Below are 20,427 nucleotides of genomic sequence, written 5' to 3' on the forward strand. Positions count from 1 at the left end.
TCCGTGTGGTGCAGTCCTAGACAGCTCCACCACACCGGAGGTCTTCGCCTTTGATCAAGACCCCCGTGTCAACAACGCTCGTGATCAATACAGCTCGACGCCGTCGAGGCGGGTGCGGCCGGGCGGCTCCACGAGGAGCTGGGGGACGCCGACGTCTACATGCGCGGCGTGCTCCACCAGTGCGAGCCCGCCGACCGGCAGCCGCTGGCCGACGCCCTCGCGACGCTGACCGGTGAGCGCGGCAGGGCCTTCCTCGTCGAGCTGTCCGAGGCGGCCAGACCCGTACTCCTCGGTCTCGCGGCGGGCCCCGGTGGGCCGCCGCCCAAGCTCGCCCCCGTCTTCGCGCACGGCCTCACGCCCGCCGAGGTGGTGGACGACGCCGTGCCACGGCATCTGGCGGCGGCGGGCCTCACCGTCCTGGCCGAGGGGGAACTCCCGCTGGTCACGACGGAGTCCGCGGCCGATGGCAGCCGCATCGAACTGCCCGCGCGCTGGCTGGTGGCGGGGCGGGCCCGCTGACCCGCGCGGACGGCTCATCACGCTTGTTCCGTCAGAACCGTTGACGAACCCCGGTCACCCTCTTAGCTTCTACGCGTCGTACTTCGTACGTCATATATGAGACGCGATATGTGAGATCTGAGGATGCCCATGACGTCCGTCCCGACCCCGGCACCGACGGCCGCCGCGCCGCCCCCGGTGCCGATCCCCTCACGTACGCAGTACGTGCTCGAATCGGTGAAACACCGCATCCTGACTGGTGAGTTGAGCCCGGGGCAGCCGCTGATCGAGACGGAACTCGCCCGCGAGTACGGTGTCTCCAAGACCCCCGTGCGCGAGGCGCTGAAGACCCTCGCGGGCACCGGCCTCGTCGAGATGAGCCAGTACAAGGGCGGGTCCGTGCGCACCGTCGACGCGGCCATGGCCCGCGAGGTCTACGACGTACGGCTGCTCCTCGAACCGGAGGCGCTGCGCCGCACCGTGCTGCGCGGTGCCCCGCTGGAGGCGGCGCGCGAGGCACTGGAGCGGGCCGACGCCGCCGAGGACGCGGCCGAACGCTCCCTCGCCAACCGGGAGTTCCACCGCGCCCTCTACATCGACTGCGGCAACCCGCTGCTCGGGCGGCTCCTCGACGGCGTGCGGGACCAGGCCGCGCTCGTCTCCGCGGTGGCCTGGGCCGCCGACCCCTCGTGGGCCCGCGAGGCCGACGAGCACGAGCAGATCCTGCGGCTCGCCCTCGCCGGGGACCAGGACGGGGCCGCCGAGGCCCTGCACCGGCACATCGAGTCGTTCGTACGGCGCGCCTTCCCCGGAGAGGAGCGGGCGACATGAGCTTCGCGACGCAGCGCGCCGCGCTCGCCGATGTCGTGGCCATCCCGGTGACGCCGTTCACCGAGGACGGCCGCGTCGACCGCGCGGCCCACCGGGTGATCCTGCGCCGGCTGCTCGACGGCGGCGTGCGCACCCTGACGCCGAACGGCAACACCGGCGAGTTCTACGCCCTCTCGCCCGCCGAGCGCCGCGAGGTCGTCGAGCTGACCCACGCCGAGGCCGCGGACCGCGCGGTGCTGCTCGCCGGGGTGGGCCACGACGTGCCGACCGCGGTGGCCGCCGCCCGGCACGCGGGGGAGCACGGGGCGAGCATGGTGATGGTCCATCAGCCCGTGCACCCCTACGTCTCCGACGCGGGCTGGGTCGCCTACCACCGGGCCATCGCCGAGGCTGTGCCCGGCCTCGGCGTCGTCCCCTATCTGCGGGACGCGGGTCTGCCGGGCGCCCGGCTCGCCGAGCTGGCCGACGCCTGCCCCAACGTCATCGGCGTGAAGTACGCGGTGCCGGACGCCGTACGCTTCGCCGGGTTCGCGCGGGACGCCGGGCTCGACCGCTTCGTATGGGTGGCCGGACTCGCCGAACCGTACGCGCCCTCGTACTTCTCGGCGGGCGCCACCGGCTTCACCTCCGGGCTCGTGAACGTCTCCCCGGCCCTCTCGCTGCGCATGATCGAGGCGCTGCGCGACGGCGACCACCCGCTGGCCATGAAGGTGTGGGAGCAGATCCGCCGCTTCGAGGAGCTGCGCGCCGCCGACGGCTCCGCGCACAACGTCACCGTCGTCAAGGAGGCCCTCGCGACGCTCGGCCTGTGCCGGCGCGACGTGCGGGCGCCGAGCAGCCTCCTGCCGGACGCCGAGCGCGCAGAGGTGGCCGCGATCGTCGAGGGGTGGTCCCTGTGACCGGGCCCGAGGCGGAGCGGGGCGGTGCGCGGCGGGAGCTGCGGAGCAGCCAGTGGTACGGCGACGGCATCTCCTCGGGGCTGCGCTCCTTCAGCCACCGTGCCCGCACCCGCCAGCTCGGCTACCTCCCCGAGGAGCACCTCGGCAAGCCCGTCATCGCGGTGCTCAACACCTGGTCCGACATCAACCCCTGCCACTCCCATCTGCGCGACCGCGCCCAGGCCGTCAAGCGCGGGGTGTGGCAGGCGGGCGGCTTCCCGCTGGAGTTCCCGGTCTCGACGCTCAGCGAGACCTTCCAGAAGCCGACCCCGATGCTCTACCGCAACCTCCTCGCCATGGAGACCGAGGAGCTGCTGCGCTCCTACCCGGTGGACGGCGCCGTACTGCTCGGCGGCTGCGACAAGACGACACCCGCGCTGCTCATGGGCGCCGCGAGCGTCGACCTGCCCGCCGTCTTCGTGCCGGCCGGGCCGATGCTGCCGGGCCACTGGCGGGGCGAGACGCTCGGTTCGGGCACGGACATGTGGAAGTACTGGGACGACCACCGCGCCGGGCTCATCGGCGACTGCGAGCTGACCGAGCTGGAGAGCGGCCTCGCGCGCTCGCCCGGGCACTGCATGACGATGGGCACCGCCGCCACCCTCACCGCGGCGGCCGAGGCGCTCGGCGTGACGGTGCCCGGCGCCTCGTCGGTCCCGGCGGTCGACTCCGGGCACGACAGGATGGCGGCGGCGTCCGGACTGCGGATCGTCGACCTCGTCCGTGCCGGCCGGCGGCTCTCGCACATCCTGACCGCGGACGCCTTCGAGGACGCGGTGACCACGGTCCTCGGGCTCGGCGGCTCCACCAACGCCGTCATCCACCTCATCGCGATGGCGGGGCGCGCCGGGGTCGGGCTCACCCTCGACGACTTCGACCGCGTCGCCCGTACGGTGCCGGTGCTCGCCAACGTCAGGCCGGGCGGCGAGAAGTACCTCATGGAGGACTTCCACTTCGCGGGCGGCCTTCCCGGCTTCCTCTCGCGCATCACCGACCTGCTGCACCTGGACCGGCCCACCGTCGCCCACGACACCCTGCGCGAACAGCTCGCCGGGGCCCGCGTGCACGACGAGGACGTCATCCGGCCCCGCGGCAACCCGGTCGCCGCCGAGGGCGGCGTCGCCGTGCTGCGCGGCAACCTCTGCCCCGACGGCGCCGTCATCAAGCACATCGCCGCCGAGCCCCGGCTGCTGCGGCACACCGGCCCCGCCGTCGTCTTCGACGACTACCGCACGATGCAGCGGACCATCCACGACCCGTCCCTCGGCATCACGCCCGACCACGTCCTCGTGCTGCGCGGCGCGGGCCCCAGGGGCGGGCCGGGCATGCCCGAGTACGGGATGCTGCCGATCCCCGACCACCTGCTCAAGCAGGGGGTGCGGGACATGGTGCGGATCTCCGACGCGCGCATGAGCGGGACGTCGTACGGCACGTGCGTGCTGCACGTGGCGCCCGAGTCCCACGTCGGCGGGCCGCTCGCGCTCGTCCGCACCGGGGACCCCATCACCCTCGACGTCGCCGGCCGCACCCTCCATCTCGGCGTGGACGACGCCGAGTTGGCGCGCAGGCGCGCCGAGTGGACGCCGCCGCCCGCCCGCTACGAGCGGGGCTACGGGGCGCTCTACACCGAGCAGGTCACCCAGGCGGACACGGGCTGCGACTTCGCGTTCCTCGCGAGGCCGGGCGTCGTGCCCGATCCGTACGCGGGCTGAGCCCCCGCCCCCGCACCCCTTCGTACCTTGTCCCACCCCACCCTCTTGCATGTCCGGTATCTCGAACGCTGTGCGGAAAGCGCTTCCTCCCGCTCTCCGTCGCACCCCCAGGATCGGAGAACTGTCATGGCACAGGCCGCAGCCGTGGCGAAGCCGCCGCCGAGCACCGCGCAGCCGCCGCCCGGCAAGGAGCGGCGGCGCCGGCGGGGGGCCGGGGCGAACCCGCGCCGCCTGCCGTACCTGCTGATCGCCCCCGCCGCCCTGCTGATGCTCGGCTTCATCGCCTACCCGGTGGTCAGCGTCTTCTCCTACAGCCTGCGCCACTACAACCCCACCAAGCCGTGGCGCAACGGGTTCGCGGGCCTCGACAACTTCGTCACCGCCTTCACCGACGACCCCGACTTCTGGCGCACACTCGGCTTCAGCCTCCAGTGGGTGGCCGTCGAGATCGTGCTGCAACTGCTGCTCGGCCTCGCGCTCGCCCTCCTCGTCAACCAGACCTTCGTGGGCCGCGCCCTGGCACGCGCCCTCGTCTTCTCGCCGTGGGCCGTGTCCGGCGTCCTCACCTCGACGATCTGGCTGCTGATCTTCAACTCCCAGACCGGCATCACGCGTTACCTCGCCGACATCGGCATCGGCTCGTACGGGACGTCCTGGCTCTCCGACACCGGCACGGTCTTCCCCGCGGTCGTGGTCGCCGAACTCTGGCGCGGCGTCCCCTTCTTCGCCATTCTCATCCTCGCCGACCTCCAGTCCGCCCCGAAGGACCTGTACGAGGCGGCCGAGGTCGACGGCGCAAGCCGCCTGCGGCGGTTCCTCCACATCACGCTGCCGCACCTGAAGGACGCGATCATCCTCTCCACGCTGCTCCGCGCGGTCTGGGAGTTCAACAACGTCGACCTGCTCTACACCCTCACCGGCGGCGGTCCGGCCGGCGAGACGACGACGCTGCCGCTGCGCATCGCGTCCGTCGCCGTCGACTCGCACGACTTCGGCTACGCGTCCGCGCTGACCGCCATCGCCTTCGTGATCCTTCTCTTCTGCTCGCTGCTCTATCTGCGGCTCAGCAAGTTCGGGGGCCAGGACACATGACCACCACACTCACCGCGCCCGGCAGGGCCGCGGCCGACGCGGGCACCGGGCCCACCATGATCGGGCGGACGCCCCGCTGGCAGATCTACCTGCCCCTCGGGCTGTACCTGCTCTTCACCCTGATCCCCTTCTACTGGATCGCGCTCTTCGCCGTCCGCCCCACCGGCTCCACCTCGCTCGTGCCGTGGCCCATAACCTTCGAGCACTTCGACAAGGTGTGGACCGAGCGCAGCTTCGCCACCTTCTTCCAGAACAGCCTGCTCGTCGGCGTCGTCTCCATGGTGATGACCACGCTCGTCGCCCTCGCGGGCGGCTACGCGCTGGCCCGCTTCGACTTCCGGATCAAGCGCGGGTTCACGCTGGCGCTGCTCTGCTCGCAGTTCATCCCGGGCGCGCTGATGCTCGTACCGCTCTTCGAGATCTTCGCCGAGCTGCGGATGATCAACTCCCTGGCCAGCGTCGTCATCGCCGAGACGGTCTTCCAGCTCCCGCTGTCGATGATCCTGCTCAGCGGCTTCATCAAGAACGTGCCCCACGTCCTGGAAGAGGCCGCCTGGGTCGACGGCTGCGGACGCTTCCGCGCGTTCTGCGCCGTCGTCCTGCCGGCGCTGCGGCCCGGCCTGATCGCCGTCGGCTCCTTCGCCTTCGTGCACAGCTGGAACCACTTCCTGTTCGCCCTGATGTTCCTCAGCGACCAGGGCAAGCAGACGATCCCGGTGGGCCTCGCCACGCTGATGGGCGCCGACAGCGTCGACCTCGGGGCGCTCGCAGCGGGCGGCGTGGTGGCCGCCGTGCCCGTCGTCATCGTCTTCGCGTTCATCCAGAAGTGGCTGGTCACTGGGTTCAGCGCGGGGGCGGTGAAGGGATGAGCGCGCGCCCGCTCGACCCGCGTCCCGCGCTGCCCGTGGTCCTCGCGGGCGCCCGGGGCCACGGCCGCCGGCACCTGGAGAACATCCGCCGCCTCCAGCGGTCCGGTCACGTCCGGCTCGTGGGCGTCTGCGAACTGCGTCCGCTGGAGGCGGCGGAGCTGACCGGCTTCGGCGCGGTCGCGCAGTCCGACGACCTCGCGGGGCTGCTCGACTCGACGGGTGCCGCAGCCGCCGTCGTCTGCACCCCCATCCCGACCCACACCGGCCTCGCGCTCACGGCGGCGGCCCGCGGCGTCCACGTCCTCCTGGAGAAGCCGCCCGCCCCCTCGTACGCGGAGTTCCTGCGGATGGCCGACGGCGCCGCGGCAGCGGGCACCGCCGTCCAGATCGGCTTCCAGTCGCTCGGCTCGCACGCCCTGCCCGCCATCCGCCGGCTCCTCGCAGAGGGAACGATCGGCGAGGTCACGGGCGTGGGCGGGGCCGGGGCCTGGGTGCGCGACGCGGCGTACTTCCGGCGGGCCCCGTGGGCGGGGCGGCGGCGCCTGGACGGCGTGGACGTGGTCGACGGCGTCCTGACCAACCCCCTGGCCCACGCGGTGGCCACCGCCCTCGCCCTGGCGGACAGCACGGCCGCCGAGGACGTCACGGCCGTGGAGACCGAACTCTTCCGCGCCCACGCGATCGAGTCCGACGACACCTCGTGCGTACGGGTCTCCACGGCGTCCGGCGTCGAGGTCGCCGTCGCCGCGACGCTGTGCGCGCACACCCAGGAGGAGCCGTACGTCGTGGTGCACGGCACCGAGGGCCGCGTCACCTTCTGGTACAAGCAGGACCGCGTCCTGGTGCGGCACGGCGCCGCCATGGCCGCGGGGCCACCCGCCGTGTACGGCAGGACGGACCTCCTGCGGAACCTCGTCGACCACCTGCGGGGCGAGGCGGAACTCCTGGCCCCACCCGCGGCGACCGGCGCGTTCATGCGCGTGGTCGAGGCGGTACGGCTGGCGCCGGACCCCGAACCGCTGCCCGCCGGCGCGTGGCACGCCGCGCCGGGGGAGCACGCCGAGCGCCGGATCGTCCACGGCATCGACGGCCTGGTGGCGGTGGCGGCGGACTCGCTGCGCCTGTACTCCGAGCTGGGGGCGGACTGGGCCCTGCCACACCCTCGGCCCTCCCACGGTGACCCCCACGACGAGCTGAGGACGCGATGAGCCCCTCCCCGCACCGGAGCCCCGGCCCCCTCGCCCTGCGCTGCGCGGGGCGCCCCGTGGCGCGCTACACCGTCCGGCCCGAGCTGGCGCGCACCGCGGCGCCCCGGCCCTACCTCCACCCCGTCACCACCCTGGCGGGGACCCCCGTCACCGAGTCGCGCCCCGCCGACCACCCGCACCACCTCGGGGTCGGCGTGGCCGTGCCCGACGTGGCGGGGCGCAACTTCTGGGGCGGGCGGACCTTCGTGCGCGGCCGGGGCCCGACGGAGCTGGACAACCACGGGGTCCAGCGCCACCAGTCGTTCAAGCTGCGGGACCCCGACGGCTTCGTGCAGGAGATCGCCTGGGCGGCCGACGGCGAGATCCTGCTGCGCGAGCGGCGCACCGTGGCCGCCGTCGAACTCACCGACACCGCCTGGGCACTGGACTTCACCTTCTCGCTGACCAACGCCACCGGCGGCGAACTGACCATCGGCAGCCCCGCCACCAACGGCCGCCCCGACGCCGCGTACGGCGGCTTCTTCTGGCGCGCCCCCAAGGCGGCGGCGCCCCCGGGCGTCTTCACCCCCGAGGCCGACGGGGAGGAGGCCGCGCACGCGTCCCCGGCGAAGTGGCTGGCGCTGGCCGGCGACGGCTGGACGCTGGTCTTCGCCGGGGCCACCGCGGAGACCCGCCGCGACCCGTGGTTCGTGCGGGCCGCCGCGTACCCCGGCGTCGGCTCCTCGCTGGCGTCCGCCGACCGGCTGCCCGTCGCCGCGGGCGACACGGTCGTACGCCGCGTCGTCACCGTCGTGGCCGACGGCACGCTCGACCGCGGCGAGGCGGCGGCCCTGGTCCGCAAGGCGGTGACGGCATGAGCGGGCCCCACCGCGCGGCCTCGGCCACCGGCCCGACCGGCGACCTCGGCGACGGCACCTACCGCAACCCCGTCCTCGCCGCCGACTGGTCCGACCCCGACGTCCTGCGGGTCGGCGACGACTTCTACCTCACCGCGTCCAGCTTCGGCCGGGCCCCGGGCCTGCCCCTGCTGCACTCCCGCGACCTCGTCAACTGGACGCTGATCGGCCACGCCCTCGACCGCGTCGAACCGGCGGAGGCGTTCACCGCGCCCCGGCACGACTGCGGGGTGTGGGCGCCGTCCCTGCGCCACCACGACGGACGGTTCTGGATCTTCTGGGGCGACCCCGACCACGGCGTTTACCACATCAACTCGACCTCGGTCCGCGGGCCCTGGAGCCGGCCGCACCTCCTCAAGGCCGGCAAGGGGCTCATCGACCCCTGCCCCCTGTGGGACGAGGAGAGCGGCACCGCGTACCTCGTGCACGCCTGGGCCAAGTCGCGGTCGGGCGTCAAGAACAGGCTCACCGGTCACCGCATGAGCCCCGACGGGCGCGGACTGCTCGACGAGGGGGAGGTGATCGTCGACGGCGACCGGATACCCGGCTGGTTCACCATCGAGGGGCCCAAGCTCCACCGCCACGACGGCTGGTTCTGGATCTTCGCGCCCGCGGGCGGCGTCGCCACCGGCTGGCAGGGCGCCTTCAGGTCCCGCCGCTTCCACGGGCCCTACGAGCAGCGCGTCGTCCTCCAGCAGGGCGGCACCGACGTCAACGGCCCCCACCAGGGCGGCTGGGTGCGCACCCCGGCGGGCGAGGACTGGTTCCTGCACTTCCAGCAGCGCGGCGCCCACGGCAGGGTCGTCCACCTCCAGCCGATGCGGTGGGACGCCGACGGCTGGCCCGTGCTCGGCGTCGACGGCACCCCCGTCGACGTACACCCCAAGCCGGCACTGCCGCCGCAGCCCCGCTCCGCGCCCGCCGCCGACGACGACTTCCCCGGTGGCCGCCACGGCCCCCAGTGGCAGTGGACCGCCAACCCCCGCGCCGGGTGGGCCGCCACGCACGCCGGGGACGGGCTCCGCCTCACCTGCCTGAGGTCGGCGCGCGCCCACGACCTGCGCGCCCTGCCGCACAACCTCACCCAGCGCCTGCCGCTGCGGCCCTGCTCCGTCGAGGTGGAGCTGCGCCTCGACGCCGGGGCGCCGGGGGCGCGGGCCGGGCTCGCGGTGCTCGGCGACGCCTACTCCTGGATCGGCCTGGAGCGGGGCGAGGACGGCACCGCCCGTCTCGTGCACCGCTTCGCCGAGGCGGGCGCGGAGCCGGAGCGGGACGCCGCGCCACCGCGCCCGGCACCCGACGGCACGGCCAGGCTGCGGATCGACGTCACGCACGGGGCGCAATGCCGCTTCCACGCCGACACCGGCGGCGGCTTCGAGCCCACCGGGGGGCCGGTCTTCGCCGCGACGCCGTGGCGCTGGGTCGGCGCCCTGCTCGGCCTGTTCGCGGTGGCGGAGGACGGCCGGGGGCCCGCGGGCACCGCCCTGTTCACCCGCTTCCGCATCACGCACTGACGCGGCACGGCGAGCGGACCGCGCCCCGACGAGGCGCGGTCCACCGCCCCCGCGGTCATCCCCGTACAGCACAGCCCGACACCACACGAGGAAAGAGCCGCAGCCATGACCATGAGCAGCAGACGCCGCGCCACCGCCGCGCTCGCCCTGACCACCGTCCTCGCGCTGACCGCCACCGCCTGCGGTGACGACGGCAGCGGGGCGGCCGGGGACAAGGGCGGCGAGGGCAGCGGCAAGGGCCGGATCGTGTTCTGGGACAACAACACGGCCGTCCGGCAGGGCATCTGGCAGGAGATCATCAAGGACTTCGAGAAGGCCAACCCCGACATCGACGTCAAGTACGTCGGTGTGCCCGCGGAGAACGTCCAGTCCAAGTACGACACGGCGATCCAGGGTGGCGGCCTCCCCGATGTCGGCGGCGTCGGCGCGGCCATGCTCGCCGGGATCGCCGCGCAGGACGCCCTCGAACCGCTGGACAGGCGCGTCGACAAGAGCCCGCTCAAGGGACAGCTCAGCCCGGCGATGGTCGACAGCGTGCGCTCGGCGGGCGGCGGCGTCGAGCTGTACACCGTGCCGACCTCCGCGAGCAACGGCGTCCTGTACTACCGCACGGACCTGTTCGCGGCCGCGGGCCTCGACGCGCCCACCACCTGGCCGAAGTTCTACGAGGCCGCGAAGAAGCTCACCGACAAGGACGACAACCGCTTCGGCTACACCATCCGCGGCGGCGAGGGCTCCATCGCGCAGGCCCTGGACGCGATGTACGGGCAGTCCGGCATCGGTGACTTCTGGGACGGCGACAGGACGACCGTCAACGACCCCAGGAACGTGGCGGCCCTGGAGAAGTACGTCTCCCTCTACGACAAGGCCACCCCGTCCGCCGACCTCAACAACGACTTCACCAAGATGGTCGCCCAGTGGGACAGCGGCCGGATCGGCATGCTCAGCCACAACCTCGGCTCCTACCAGGACCATGTGAAGGCGCTCGGCGAGGACAAGTTCCGCGGCCTGCCCAACCCGACGACCGGCGCGGGCGTCCGCGTCCAGGTGTCCAACCCCGTCGACGGGCTCGGCCTGTTCAAGTCGAGCAGGAACAAGAAGGCGGCCTGGAAGTTCATCGAGTTCGCCGCGTCCCACGAGTCCAACAGCAAGTGGAACGAGTCGGCGGGCGCCATCCCCGCCAACACCGAGGCCGCCAAGGACCCGTGGGTGAAGGAGGCGGAGCCCACCAAGCTCGCCGCGGAGGCCCTGAACGACGGCTCCCTGAAGATCGTGCAGCTGCCCTACTACCTGCCCGACTGGAACACCATCAGCAAGGCCGAGAACGAGCCGGACCTCCAGAAGGTGATGCTCGGCAAGATGTCGGCCAAGGACTTCCTCGACTCCCTCGCCGAGCAGCTCGACGAGGCGCAGGCCGAGTGGAGGAAAGAGCGCCAGTGACCGGGGGACGCCCTCCCGTCGGCCACCGCGCGGGGGCGGCCAAGCCCTGCTGACGAGCCGTCATCCGGCCGCGGTGTCGCCGTAGACGATGCCGCGGCCGTTCGTCGCCACGTACACCCGGCCGAAGACCCTCGGGTCGCCGGTGATGGCGGCCCCCGTCCAGCCCCACTGGTGCCGGTCGTCGTTGATCCGCACCCAGCTCCGGCCCGCGTCCGTGGAGCGGAAGACGCCCCGTACGCCGCCGATCCGCGCGCTGGTGTACAGCGTCTGGTACGAGGCGCCGGGCGCCGCCTTGCCGAAGCCGATGGTGTCGGCCTCCTGGACGCCGCCGACCTCGGTGAAGCTGCTTCCGCCGTCCGTGGAGTGCCACAGCCCGTACGTCCCTCCGCTCCTGCCGCCGGCCAGCCAGATGTCCCCCCGCTCGCCGGGCACGGCCTGGAACCTCACCGGTCCCTCGGCGGGCAGCCCGGCCGACGCCTTCGCGGTGAAGGTGCTCCCGCCGTCCGCACTGACGTAGAAGGTGCCGGACTCGAAGCCGTAGAACCTCTTCGGATCGACCCGGTCCGCCTCGACCACCGCGCCCCGGGGGATGCCCTCCGCGGCCGTCCACGCCGAGCCGGGCCCTGTGGCGGTGTGCACGCCCGCGCCCTGCGGGCTCCACACGAAGCGGCTCCCGTCGGCCGCCGCGGCGACCGTGCCGCCGCCCGTGACGCCCGCGGGCTCCCGGCCGCCGGTCCAGGTGGCGCCGTTGTCCGTGGAGAAGGCGACGCGGGGCGCCGTCTCGGCGTCGCCGACCCGTACGACCGTGTCCGGCCTCGCCGCGGCGTAGTCGAGGCTCGTCGTGGAGGTGAAGTCCGGTGAGGTGTACATCAGCGGCGGCACCTTGGTCACGTCGGTGTGCCGGAAGCCGCCGACGTCGCCGAGCGCGCTGAGCAGGGGCGCCCCTGACGGGGGAGCGGCGAGGTCGTTGACGGCCGTCTCCTCCAGGCCCCTCACCATGGGCGTGATGGTGAACCTGGCGCCGGGGGTGTCCCACGCGGTGAGGTTCTCCGTGCCGTAGACGGTGGCGCCCGTGCCGTACATCATCCGGTCGGAGTCGAACGGGTCGATCTCCAGGGACTCCGTCATCCACCCCAGCTTCGGGCTCTCCTCGGGCGGCGCGGGCCGCGCGCCCCAGGAGAGCCAGGGCACGGACGAGACGTCCATGGTGTAGCGGTTCTCGCGCGTGGGATACGAGGAGTAGTCCCATGCCCGTGTCCAGTGGCCGCCGCTGTCCCTGGACCGGAAGATCTGGGTGTCGGGCCACCAGGAGCTGTAGCCGGTGACCATGACGGTGCCCGGGCGCTGCCGGTCGACGGTCAGGCCGCTGAAGCCGTAGTGGGTGTCGGCCTCGGCGACCGGGCTGACGTCCTTCCACTCGCCGGTCCGCGTCGCGTACCGCCAGACCCGCCCCTTGCCGCCGTCGTAGGGCCCCGCCCGGTCGCTGTAGGCGACGTAGAGGTAGCCGTTCTCCGCGTCGAGGACGCCCTTGTGGGCCAGGAGACCGGTCGGCTGGCCCGCCACGCGCGACCAGCTGCCGCCGCCGTCGGTGGACCGGTAGACCGAGTTGGCCTTGTCGGCCACACCGACGTAGACGGTCTGCGTCCTGCCGCCGCCGGGGGCCCGCGTCGACTCGTCGAACGTGACCCAGACGATGCCCTGGTTGTCGCTGTGGTAGCCGGTCGTGTCGCCGGGGTCCTGCCGGAAGTCGCCCGGGTTGGGGAAGTCGGACACGTGCTTCCAGGTGGCTCCCGCGTCCGTGGAGCGCCACAGGCCTTTGCCGCTAAGCGCCCCCAGGTAGAGCACGTCGTTGTCGTGCGGGTCGACCGCGAGGCGTTCGCCCATGCCGCGGCCCGGCATGTTGCCGCCGAGCTTGAAGGGCAGGTCGGCCCTGCGCCAGGTCTCGCCGCGGTCGGCGGAGCGCAGCACGGCGCCGTTGCCGGGGTCCCAGTCGTTGGTGTAGGTGCCGACGGCCGCGTACACCCGGTCGGGGTCGGCGGAGTCGGAGGCGAGGCTCACCACCCCGGTGTGCCCCCAGTCGTCCCAGCCGACCTGGTCCAGGAGCGGCTTCCAGGACTTCGACGCCTCCTGCCAGCGGTAGGCGCCGCCGATGTCGGTGCGGGCGTAGGCGAGGCCGGGCTCGGAGCGGTTGAAGACGATGCCGGGGACGAAGCCGCCACCGTCGACGCGCACGTTCTTCCAGTCGTACTTCGCGGTCTTCCGTCCCGCCGCGTCGAGGCCGTACGTCACGGCGGCCGGTGCGGCGCCGGGGGTGTGGCCGTCGGCGGTGTGGCCGTCGGCGGTCGCCACCGGGCCACCGGCGAGCAGCCCGGCGAGCAGGCCGATGAGGGCGGGGAGCGCGCGGGCTCTGTGCGCGCGGAGCGCAGGGGGCATGGGGGGTCCCTTCGCACGACAGCGGTGTGGGAGCGCTCCCAAGGTCGGGGCGGCCACGGGAGGTTGTCAAGACGTCTCGCGTGCCCGGAGTCGCCGTACGGACGTGTTTGAGACGAGAGGAGATTTCCGGGGGACGCGGCAACCTTTCCCGCACCCTGCGGTGACTGACCGTCAGAGCCGGTCCGGCACCGGCACCGGAGACCGACGGACCGACGGACCGACGAGGAGCCGCTCGTGACCCGATACCCCCCGCGCCCGCCCCGCCCGTTCCGCCCGCCCCGCTCCACGGCATCAACGCCCGCGCGGAGGAGACCCGCTGGAACCGCACCCTCGCCCCCGCCGCCGCGAAGATCCCGCCGGCGGCGGGCGGGACCGGCGGGGACACCTGACGTCCGGGACCGCTCACCGGGCCCGGCCCTGATCCGCTCCCACGACGGCGCACCCGCTCCGTTCGGCACCGGGCCGCGCGACCACCCGCGCGCCCTCGACACCTGAGAGGCAGGACCAGACATGAGCCGCAACCGACCCCGCACCCGCACGCACCGCAGATCGCGCACGTTGGTGCTCGCCCTGTCCACCGTGCTCGCCGTCAGCGGCGGTACCGCCGCCGCCCTCACCGGCGCGAGCCCGGCGGCGGCGGCCGCTCGCGTCGACAACCCCTACGCGGGGGCCAAGCCGTACGTGAACCCCGAGTGGTCCGCGAAGGCCGCCGCCGAGCCGGGCGGCCGGGCCGTCTCCGGCCAGCCCACCGGCGTCTGGCTCGACCGGATCGCCGCCATCAGGGGCGGCACCGGCAAGATGGGCCTGCGCCAGCACCTCGACACGGCCCTCCAGCAGGGCGCGAACCTCGTCCAGCTCGTCATCTACAACCTGCCGGGGCGCGACTGCGCGGCCCTCGCCTCCAACGGCGAACTCGGCCCCACCGAGATCGACCGCTACAAGAAGGAGTACATCGACCCGATCGCGGCCATCCTCGCCGACAGCAAGTACGCGAACCTGCGCGTCGTCACGACCGTCGAGATCGACTCCCTGCCCAACCTCGTCACCAACACCGCGGGCCGGCCCACCGCCACGCCCGAGTGCGACGTGATGAAGGCCAACGGCAACTACGTCAAGGGCGTCGGCTACGCGCTGAACAAGCTCGGTGACGCCCCGAACGTCTACAACTACGTCGACGCGGGCCACCACGGCTGGATCGGCTGGGACGACAACTTCGCCGCGTCGGCGCAGGTCTTCCGCCAGGCCGCGACCGCCGAGGGCGCCACCGTCGACGACGTGCACGGCTTCATCACCAACACCGCCAACTACAGCGCCCTGAAGGAGGACAACGTCAAGATCGGCGACACCGTGGCGGGCCGTTCGGTGCGCGAGTCGAAGTGGGTCGACTGGAACCGCTACACCGACGAGCTGTCCTTCGCCCAGGCCTTCCGCAACCAGCTGGTGTCCACCGGCTTCCGCTCCGACATCGGCATGCTCATCGACACCTCGCGCAACGGCTGGGGCGGCACGGCACGGCCCACGGGGCCCGGCCCGACGTACGACGTCAACGCCTATGTGGAGGCGGGCCGCTACGACCGCCGCATCCACATCGGCAACTGGTGCAACCAGGCGGGGGCGGGCCTCGGCGAGCGGCCGAAGGCGGCACCGGAGCCGGGCATCGACGCCTATGTGTGGATGAAGCCACCGGGGGAGTCCGACGGCTCCAGCAAGGCCATCCCGAACGACGAGGGCAAGGGCTTCGACCGCATGTGCGACCCCACCTACAACGGCAACCCGCGCAACAACCACAACAAGTCCGGCGCCCTGCCGGACGCGCCGGTCTCGGGCCACTGGTTCTCGGCGCAGTTCCAGGAGCTCCTGAAGAACGCGCACCCGGCGCTGTAGTCCTCCCCGGGTAGCCCCAGGGGTGAGTCGAAGCGCTTCGACTCACCCCTGGACTTGTCGTGGGCGCGCACATAAGGTCGAGGCCCGACTGCGCCTACGCCAGGGCGGTGTGCGTCGAAGCGTTTCGCCGCGACGCGCCGCCCCGAACGGACCGGAGAGCCGCATGGTCACCCTAGCCGAGGTCGCCGAGCACGCGGGAGTCTCGGCCAGCACGGTGAGCTACGTCCTCAGCGGCAAGCGGTCGATCTCCACCGGTACCCGCGCGCGCGTCGAGCGCAGCATCGAGCAGCTCGGATACCACCCGAACGCCGGCGCCCGCGCCCTGGCCAGCAGCAGGTCCAACGTCATCGCGCTGATGATGCCGCTGCGCACCGACATGTACGTACCGGTGATGATGGAGATCGCCGTCGCGGTCGCCACATCGGCCCGCGCACACGGCTACGACGTGCTGCTCCTGACCGGCGACGAGGGCCCGGCGGCCGTGCGCCGCGTGGCCGGCAGCGGACTCGCCGACGCGATGATCCTCATGGACGTCGAACTGGACGACGAGCGGCTCCCGCTGCTGCGCGACAGCGCACGGCCCGCCGTGCTCATCGGCCTGCCCTCCGACACGACCGGCCTGACCTGCGTCGACCTCGACTTCGTGGCGACGGGCGCGCTCTGCGTGGAGCACCTGGCCGGGCTCGGCCACCGTGACATCGCCGTCATCGGCGAGGCGCCCGCCGTCTACGAACGGCACACCGGCTTCGCCGAGCGCACCCTGGAGGGCCTGCGGGAGAAGGCCCGCGGCCTCGGTGTGCGGCTGCTGCACCGGCCCTGCGACCCGGGGTACGGGCCGACGTCGGCCACGCTCGCCCGCGTCTTCGACGAGCGGCCCGGCACCACGGGCTTCGTCGTCCAGAACGAGTCGGCCGTGGAGCCGCTGCTCGGGCTGCTGCGCCAGCAGGGCCGCGCCGTCCCCGAGGACGTCTCGGTGATCGCGGTCTGCCCCGACCAGGTGGCCCTCCAGGCGTCCGTGCGGCTCACCTCGGTCTCCATCCCCGCGGGGGAGATGGGCCGCAGGGCCGTGGAGCGGATCATCGCCAAGCTGGCGGGGGAGGGCACGGACGACGTCACGCTGATCGCCCCGGAGCTGACGGTTCGGGCCAGCACGGGGCCCGCTCCCGGCTGACCCGGACGGCGTCGTCCGGGGAGGGCTTCGTCGGGCTCAGCCCTTCACGGCGCCGGTGAGCATGCCTTGCTTGAAGTGCCGCTGCACGAACGGGGAGAGGACGGCGACCGGCAGCAGCGCCAGGACCATCACGGCCATCTGGACGGCGAGCGGCGACAGGTGCCCGGTGCTGATGGCCTGGCTCAGGCCGGTCGGGCGCTGCTGTTTGATCACCAGCTGCTGCATGACGTTCTGCAGCGGCAGCATGTCGGGGTCGCTGAGGTAGATGGACGCGTTGAACCACGCGCTCCAGTACCCCACCGCGTAGAAGAGGGTGATCACCGCGATCACCGCCCGCGAGAGCGGCATGACGATCCGCCACAGGATGCGCAGGTCGCCCGCGCCGTCGATGCGGGCGCTCTCGGTCAGCTCCTGTGCCGTGCCCATGAAGAACGCCCGCAGGACGAGGATGTTGAAGACGTTCAGGGCGCTCGGCAGGATCAGGGACAGGTAGGTGTCGGTGAGGCCGAGGCCCTGCACCACCAGGTAGGTGGGGATCAGTCCGGCGCCGAAGAACATCGTGGCCACGACCGTCAGCAGGATCGGGCGGTGCAGCACCGACCCCGGGCGCGAGAGGCCGTACGCGCACAGGACGGACACCACCGTGCTGAACAGCGTGCCGACGACCGTGACCCCCACGCTGACCAACGCGGCCCGCGACACCTGGCCGCCGCTCAGCAGCTCCTGGTAGTGGACGAGGGTGACGCCGCGCGGGACCACCACGAGGCCGCCCGTCTCGGTGATCGTGCGCACCGAGGAGAGGCTGGTGACGACCACCACCCAGACGGGGAAGAGGACGGCGAGGCAGACCAGGGCCAGTCCCACGCCCTTGGCGGCGAGACCGGCGCGGGTCGGGGGCTCCTCCCACACCGGGCGCAGTCCGGACCTGCTGCCCGGCTCGATGCCGAGGTTCAGCACGCTCACCGCTTGTACACCCCCTGCTCGCCCATCAGATGGGCGGCCTTGTTGGCCGCGAGCACCATCAGGAGGCCGAAGACTCCCTTGACGATGCCGATGGCGGCGCCGTAGCCGAAGTTGCCGTTGTCCAGGCCGGTGTTCCACACGTAGGTGTCGAGGACCTCGGAGGCCGCGGGGCCCACCGCCGCCCGCTGGAGCAGGATCTGCTCGAAGCCGACCGTGAGCGCGTTGCCGGCCTGGAGGACGAGCAGCAGGGCCACGACCGGGCGCAGGGCCGGCAGCTGGATGTGCCACATGCGCCGCCGGCGGTTCGCGCCGTCCACCGCGGCGGCCTCGTACAGCTCGGGGCTGACCGCGGCGAGCGCGGCGAGGAAGACGACGACGCCCCACCCCGCGTCCTTCCACACCATCTCGAAGGTGACGAGGAACTTGAACAGGCCCGGGTCGGTCATGAGGTCGAAGCCGTCGTGGCCGTGGTCCCGCAGGACCTGGGCGACGAGGCCCGCACCGCCGAACATCTGCTGGAAGACGGTGATGACCAGCACCCAGGAGAAGAAGTGCGGCAGGTAGAGGACCGCCTGGGCGACGGCCCGCACGCGGGGGCGCACGAAGCTGTTGACGAACAGCGCGAGCAGGACCGGCACCGGGAAGAACAGCGTGAGCTGGATGGCGAAGATGGCGAACGTGTTCCTGACCGCCTGCCGGAACAGGCGGTCCCCGGCCATGTGCCGGAAGTGCTCGAAGCCGATCCACGGGCTCTGTGACATCGCCTGGAACGCGTTGTCCGCGAGGTAGGGGTCGTAGTCCTGGAAGGCGACGACGTTGCCGATCAGCGGTACGTAGGTGAAGACGAGCAGGAGCAGCAGTGCCGGGAGGACCATCAGGAGCAGGACCCGGTCGCGGCGCAGCCGGTGGCGCAGCGGGACGCGGGCACCGGCCTTCCGGGCGCCGGGGGCGCGCGCGGCGCGGGAAGGGCGTCCGCCGGGCGGGGCGGGCGTCGCCCCGTCCGTGGCGCCGCGCTCCCGGGCCGTGGTGGGTGCCATCTCAGGCCGCCGAGCCGCCGGTCTCGTCCAGGAGTCCGCGGTACCAGTCGCGCAGCCTGTCGCCGCCGCCCGACTTCCAGTCCGCGGCGGCGCGCCGCATGTCGGACACCTTCCTGCGGCCGCGCACGATGTCCTTCTCCAGGTCCTCGAACTCGGCGTTCAGCTCGGTGTACCGCGTCGGCTCGGTGATCATCATGCCGTGGAAGAGCGGCTTCCGCGTGTGCTTCCCCTGCCGCTGCTGCCACCGGACCATGCCGCGGGTCACGTCGGGCGGATCGGCGTAGGCGACGAAGGGCGCGGGGGAGGCGAGGTACTCGTAGGTCGAGAAGACCTCGTCGTTGCCCCTGCCGTTCTTGGTGAGCACCCCGTCCTCGAACGTGTGGTGGACGCCTTCGACGCCGTACATCCGCAGGCGCTGCTCCCTGGAGCCGTAGGGCGCCGCCGTGAAGTCGGCGAGGGCGAGGATGTCGCGGACGGTCCTCTCGTCGGCCTTCTCGCTGATGAACGTCCACATGTCGGCCGGCGGGCGCGCGTACAGGGTCGGGGCGCCGCCGTCGGGGGCGAAGTAGTCGAACGCCTCCATGCGGAACTTCTCGTCGTCCACGCGCTGCACGGCCGCCTTGCCGTACCAGTCGGACAGGTCCTGGCAGTACATCCACACCTTGCCGGCGGCGCACAGGTCGCCGACGCTGCCGGTCTCGGCCTTCGCGTCGGGGTGGACGAAGCCCGCGGAGTAGAGCCCGCGCGACCACTCCAGGGCTTCGAGGTAGGCGTCGGTCTCGTAGCGGTTGACGAGCTTGCCGTCGACGAGTTTCCAGTAGTACGGCTTCTCCGGCAGCACGCCGAAGATGTTCCAGGCGGCCCAGGTCATGTCGCCGCACGCCCACACCTCGCTCCTGGGCGCGTTGAGCTGCTTGCACAGGTCGTGGAACTCCTGGGCGCTCGTGGGCGGTTCGAGCCCCTCCTCCTCGAAGAGGTCCGTGCGGTGGAAGGACGCGATGTTCGGCGTCGTGGCGGCGGGCATCGGCAGTCCGCGCAGCCTGCCGCCGAAGACGGAGCGCTGCCAGGCACCGGTCGGGATGGCGGCGAGGTTCGGGTACTTCCTGACCTCGTCGCCGCTCAGGTAGGGGCCGAGGTCGGCGAACTTGTGGGCGATGGCGCTCGGTATCCTGCCGGTCAGCTCCCAGCCCGGCACCACCACGGCGTCCGGGACGCCGCTGGAGGCGAGGACGGCGCCGAGCTTCTGGCCGTACGTGTCGCCCTGCTGGTTCTGCCACGTGACGCGGACGCCCGCCGCCTCGTCCATGGCGGTCCAGTAGGGGTTGCCCTGCCGGGGCACGTTCCCCCAGATCGGCGCCATGACGGTGAACTCGCCGCCCCTACCCAGCTTCTCCGGTACGGACGTCTTGAGCTCGGCCGCGGGCAGGGCCTCGGTGAAACCCGCGGCCGAGCCGTTCTCGGCGGGGATGTCCGGGGCGGCGAGGTGCGACGCGACGTACGCCGGGAGCAGGTCCTTGAGCTTCTTGCCCGTCGTGGTGCCCTCGTTCTTCGAGCCGCCGCCCCCGCAGGCGGTGAGCAGCGGTGCCCCGCCTGCCAGGGCGAGCGCGGCGAGCCCGGAGGAGGCGAGGAACGTTCTCCGGTCGGGTCCGGAGCGGGGGGAGGGGGAGTTCGACGTCATGGCTCAACCCTTCGTGGCGCGCCCTGGCATACGGCGGTGACGGCCGGTCGGCTTTCGAAGCGCTTCGATGTGGCAGCGAGGTTAGGTGACCGCCCTGACGGTCACAAGGGTTCGGCGTGAATTGCCTTGTGCAGTACGGGAGTTGGACTTCTTCTCACGGTGGGGGCGGTCCCGGTTGGTCGCGTCGCTCGTCTTGACATGTTCCGGCACGGCCGTGAGCATCGAAGCGCTTCGAGGAAGTGTGCCTCCCGTTCCGCCGCCCA

At 72.6% G+C, this 20,427-nt stretch carries 15 protein-coding genes and 1 pseudogene; 12 read left to right on the plus strand and 4 right to left on the minus strand.

The annotated features are described in order from the left end of the window. Positions 1-96: 96 nt before the first annotated feature. From AB0I16_RS34260 to AB0I16_RS34305, 10 genes and pseudogenes are all read left to right on the plus strand, one after another. A pseudogene (locus tag AB0I16_RS34260) lies at positions 97-519 on the plus strand (SAM-dependent methyltransferase); the annotation flags it as partial. A 129-nt stretch (positions 520-648) separates the two neighbouring features. Continuing rightward, positions 649-1,329 (plus strand): GntR family transcriptional regulator, encoded by a 681-nt coding sequence (locus AB0I16_RS34265; RefSeq protein ID WP_363253585.1) that lies wholly within the window; start codon positions 649-651, stop codon positions 1,327-1,329. Further along, the gene (locus tag AB0I16_RS34270; protein ID WP_363253586.1) at positions 1,326-2,228 is read left to right on the plus strand and encodes a dihydrodipicolinate synthase family protein; all 903 of its coding nucleotides are present in this window, start codon (positions 1,326-1,328) and stop codon (positions 2,226-2,228) included. The genes AB0I16_RS34265 and AB0I16_RS34270 overlap by 4 nt, the downstream gene beginning before the upstream one ends. Then, positions 2,225-3,979, plus strand: a complete 1,755-nt coding sequence (gene araD, locus AB0I16_RS34275) for an L-arabinonate dehydratase (RefSeq protein ID WP_363253604.1) — start codon at positions 2,225-2,227, stop codon at positions 3,977-3,979. The genes AB0I16_RS34270 and araD overlap by 4 nt, the downstream gene beginning before the upstream one ends. Before the next feature lie 126 nt (positions 3,980-4,105). Then, entirely contained in the window at positions 4,106-5,071 is a 966-nt protein-coding gene (locus AB0I16_RS34280) for a sugar ABC transporter permease (protein WP_363253587.1), read from the plus strand. A 56-nt stretch (positions 5,072-5,127) separates the two neighbouring features. Beyond that, positions 5,128-5,940, plus strand: a complete 813-nt coding sequence (locus AB0I16_RS34285) for a carbohydrate ABC transporter permease (RefSeq protein ID WP_363253605.1) — start codon at positions 5,128-5,130, stop codon at positions 5,938-5,940. Then, positions 5,937-7,148 carry a Gfo/Idh/MocA family oxidoreductase gene (locus tag AB0I16_RS34290; protein ID WP_363253588.1) on the plus strand — a complete coding sequence of 404 codons (1,212 nt, stop codon included), beginning with the start codon at positions 5,937-5,939 and terminating at the stop codon, positions 7,146-7,148. Before AB0I16_RS34285 ends, AB0I16_RS34290 begins: the two co-directional genes overlap by 4 nt. Next, the gene (locus AB0I16_RS34295; protein ID WP_363253589.1) at positions 7,145-8,005 is read left to right on the plus strand and encodes a PmoA family protein; all 861 of its coding nucleotides are present in this window, start codon (positions 7,145-7,147) and stop codon (positions 8,003-8,005) included. The genes AB0I16_RS34290 and AB0I16_RS34295 overlap by 4 nt, the downstream gene beginning before the upstream one ends. Further along, positions 8,002-9,558: a family 43 glycosylhydrolase gene (locus AB0I16_RS34300; protein WP_363253590.1), complete on the plus strand. Its 1,557-nt coding sequence runs from the start codon at positions 8,002-8,004 to the stop codon at positions 9,556-9,558. The genes AB0I16_RS34295 and AB0I16_RS34300 overlap by 4 nt, the downstream gene beginning before the upstream one ends. A gap of 105 nt (positions 9,559-9,663) precedes the next feature. Then, complete coding sequence (locus AB0I16_RS34305; protein WP_363253591.1) at positions 9,664-10,998, plus strand: sugar ABC transporter substrate-binding protein; 1,335 nt, start codon at positions 9,664-9,666, stop codon at positions 10,996-10,998. Positions 10,999-11,058: 60 nt separating this feature from the next. Here the strand turns inward: AB0I16_RS34305 and AB0I16_RS34310 are convergent, their stop codons facing one another. Next, on the minus strand, positions 11,059-13,431 hold the full coding sequence (locus AB0I16_RS34310; RefSeq protein ID WP_363253592.1) for a xyloglucanase: 2,373 nt from the start codon (positions 13,429-13,431) through the stop codon (positions 11,059-11,061). Positions 13,432-13,941: 510 nt separating this feature from the next. Here AB0I16_RS34310 and AB0I16_RS34315 point away from each other — a divergent pair. Both AB0I16_RS34315 and AB0I16_RS34320 read left to right on the plus strand, forming a co-directional pair. After that, positions 13,942-15,315, plus strand: coding sequence for a glycoside hydrolase family 6 protein (locus AB0I16_RS34315; RefSeq protein WP_363253593.1), 1,374 nt, complete (start codon positions 13,942-13,944; stop codon positions 15,313-15,315). Between the two features lie 163 nt (positions 15,316-15,478). Then, entirely contained in the window at positions 15,479-16,486 is a 1,008-nt protein-coding gene (locus AB0I16_RS34320; protein WP_363253594.1) for a LacI family DNA-binding transcriptional regulator, read from the plus strand. Between the two features lie 36 nt (positions 16,487-16,522). On the opposite strand, the gene AB0I16_RS34325 is transcribed toward AB0I16_RS34320, so the two are convergent. Genes AB0I16_RS34325 through AB0I16_RS34335 form a run of 3 tightly spaced genes read right to left on the minus strand, consistent with a single transcriptional unit; the run spans position 16,523 to position 20,164 of the window. After that, positions 16,523-17,449 carry a carbohydrate ABC transporter permease gene (locus AB0I16_RS34325; RefSeq protein WP_363253595.1) on the minus strand — a complete coding sequence of 309 codons (927 nt, stop codon included), beginning with the start codon at positions 17,447-17,449 and terminating at the stop codon, positions 16,523-16,525. Next, positions 17,446-18,486 (minus strand): ABC transporter permease subunit, encoded by a 1,041-nt coding sequence (locus tag AB0I16_RS34330; protein ID WP_363253596.1) that lies wholly within the window; start codon positions 18,484-18,486, stop codon positions 17,446-17,448. Before AB0I16_RS34330 ends, AB0I16_RS34325 begins: the two co-directional genes overlap by 4 nt. Before the next feature lies 1 nt (position 18,487). Then, positions 18,488-20,164, minus strand: a complete 1,677-nt coding sequence (locus AB0I16_RS34335) for an extracellular solute-binding protein (RefSeq protein ID WP_363253597.1) — start codon at positions 20,162-20,164, stop codon at positions 18,488-18,490. Positions 20,165-20,427 lie beyond the last annotated feature (263 nt).

Source organism: Streptomyces sp. NPDC050703, from assembly GCF_040654435.1.
In the GTDB taxonomy this organism is placed as follows: Bacteria; Actinomycetota; Actinomycetes; order Streptomycetales; family Streptomycetaceae; genus Streptomyces.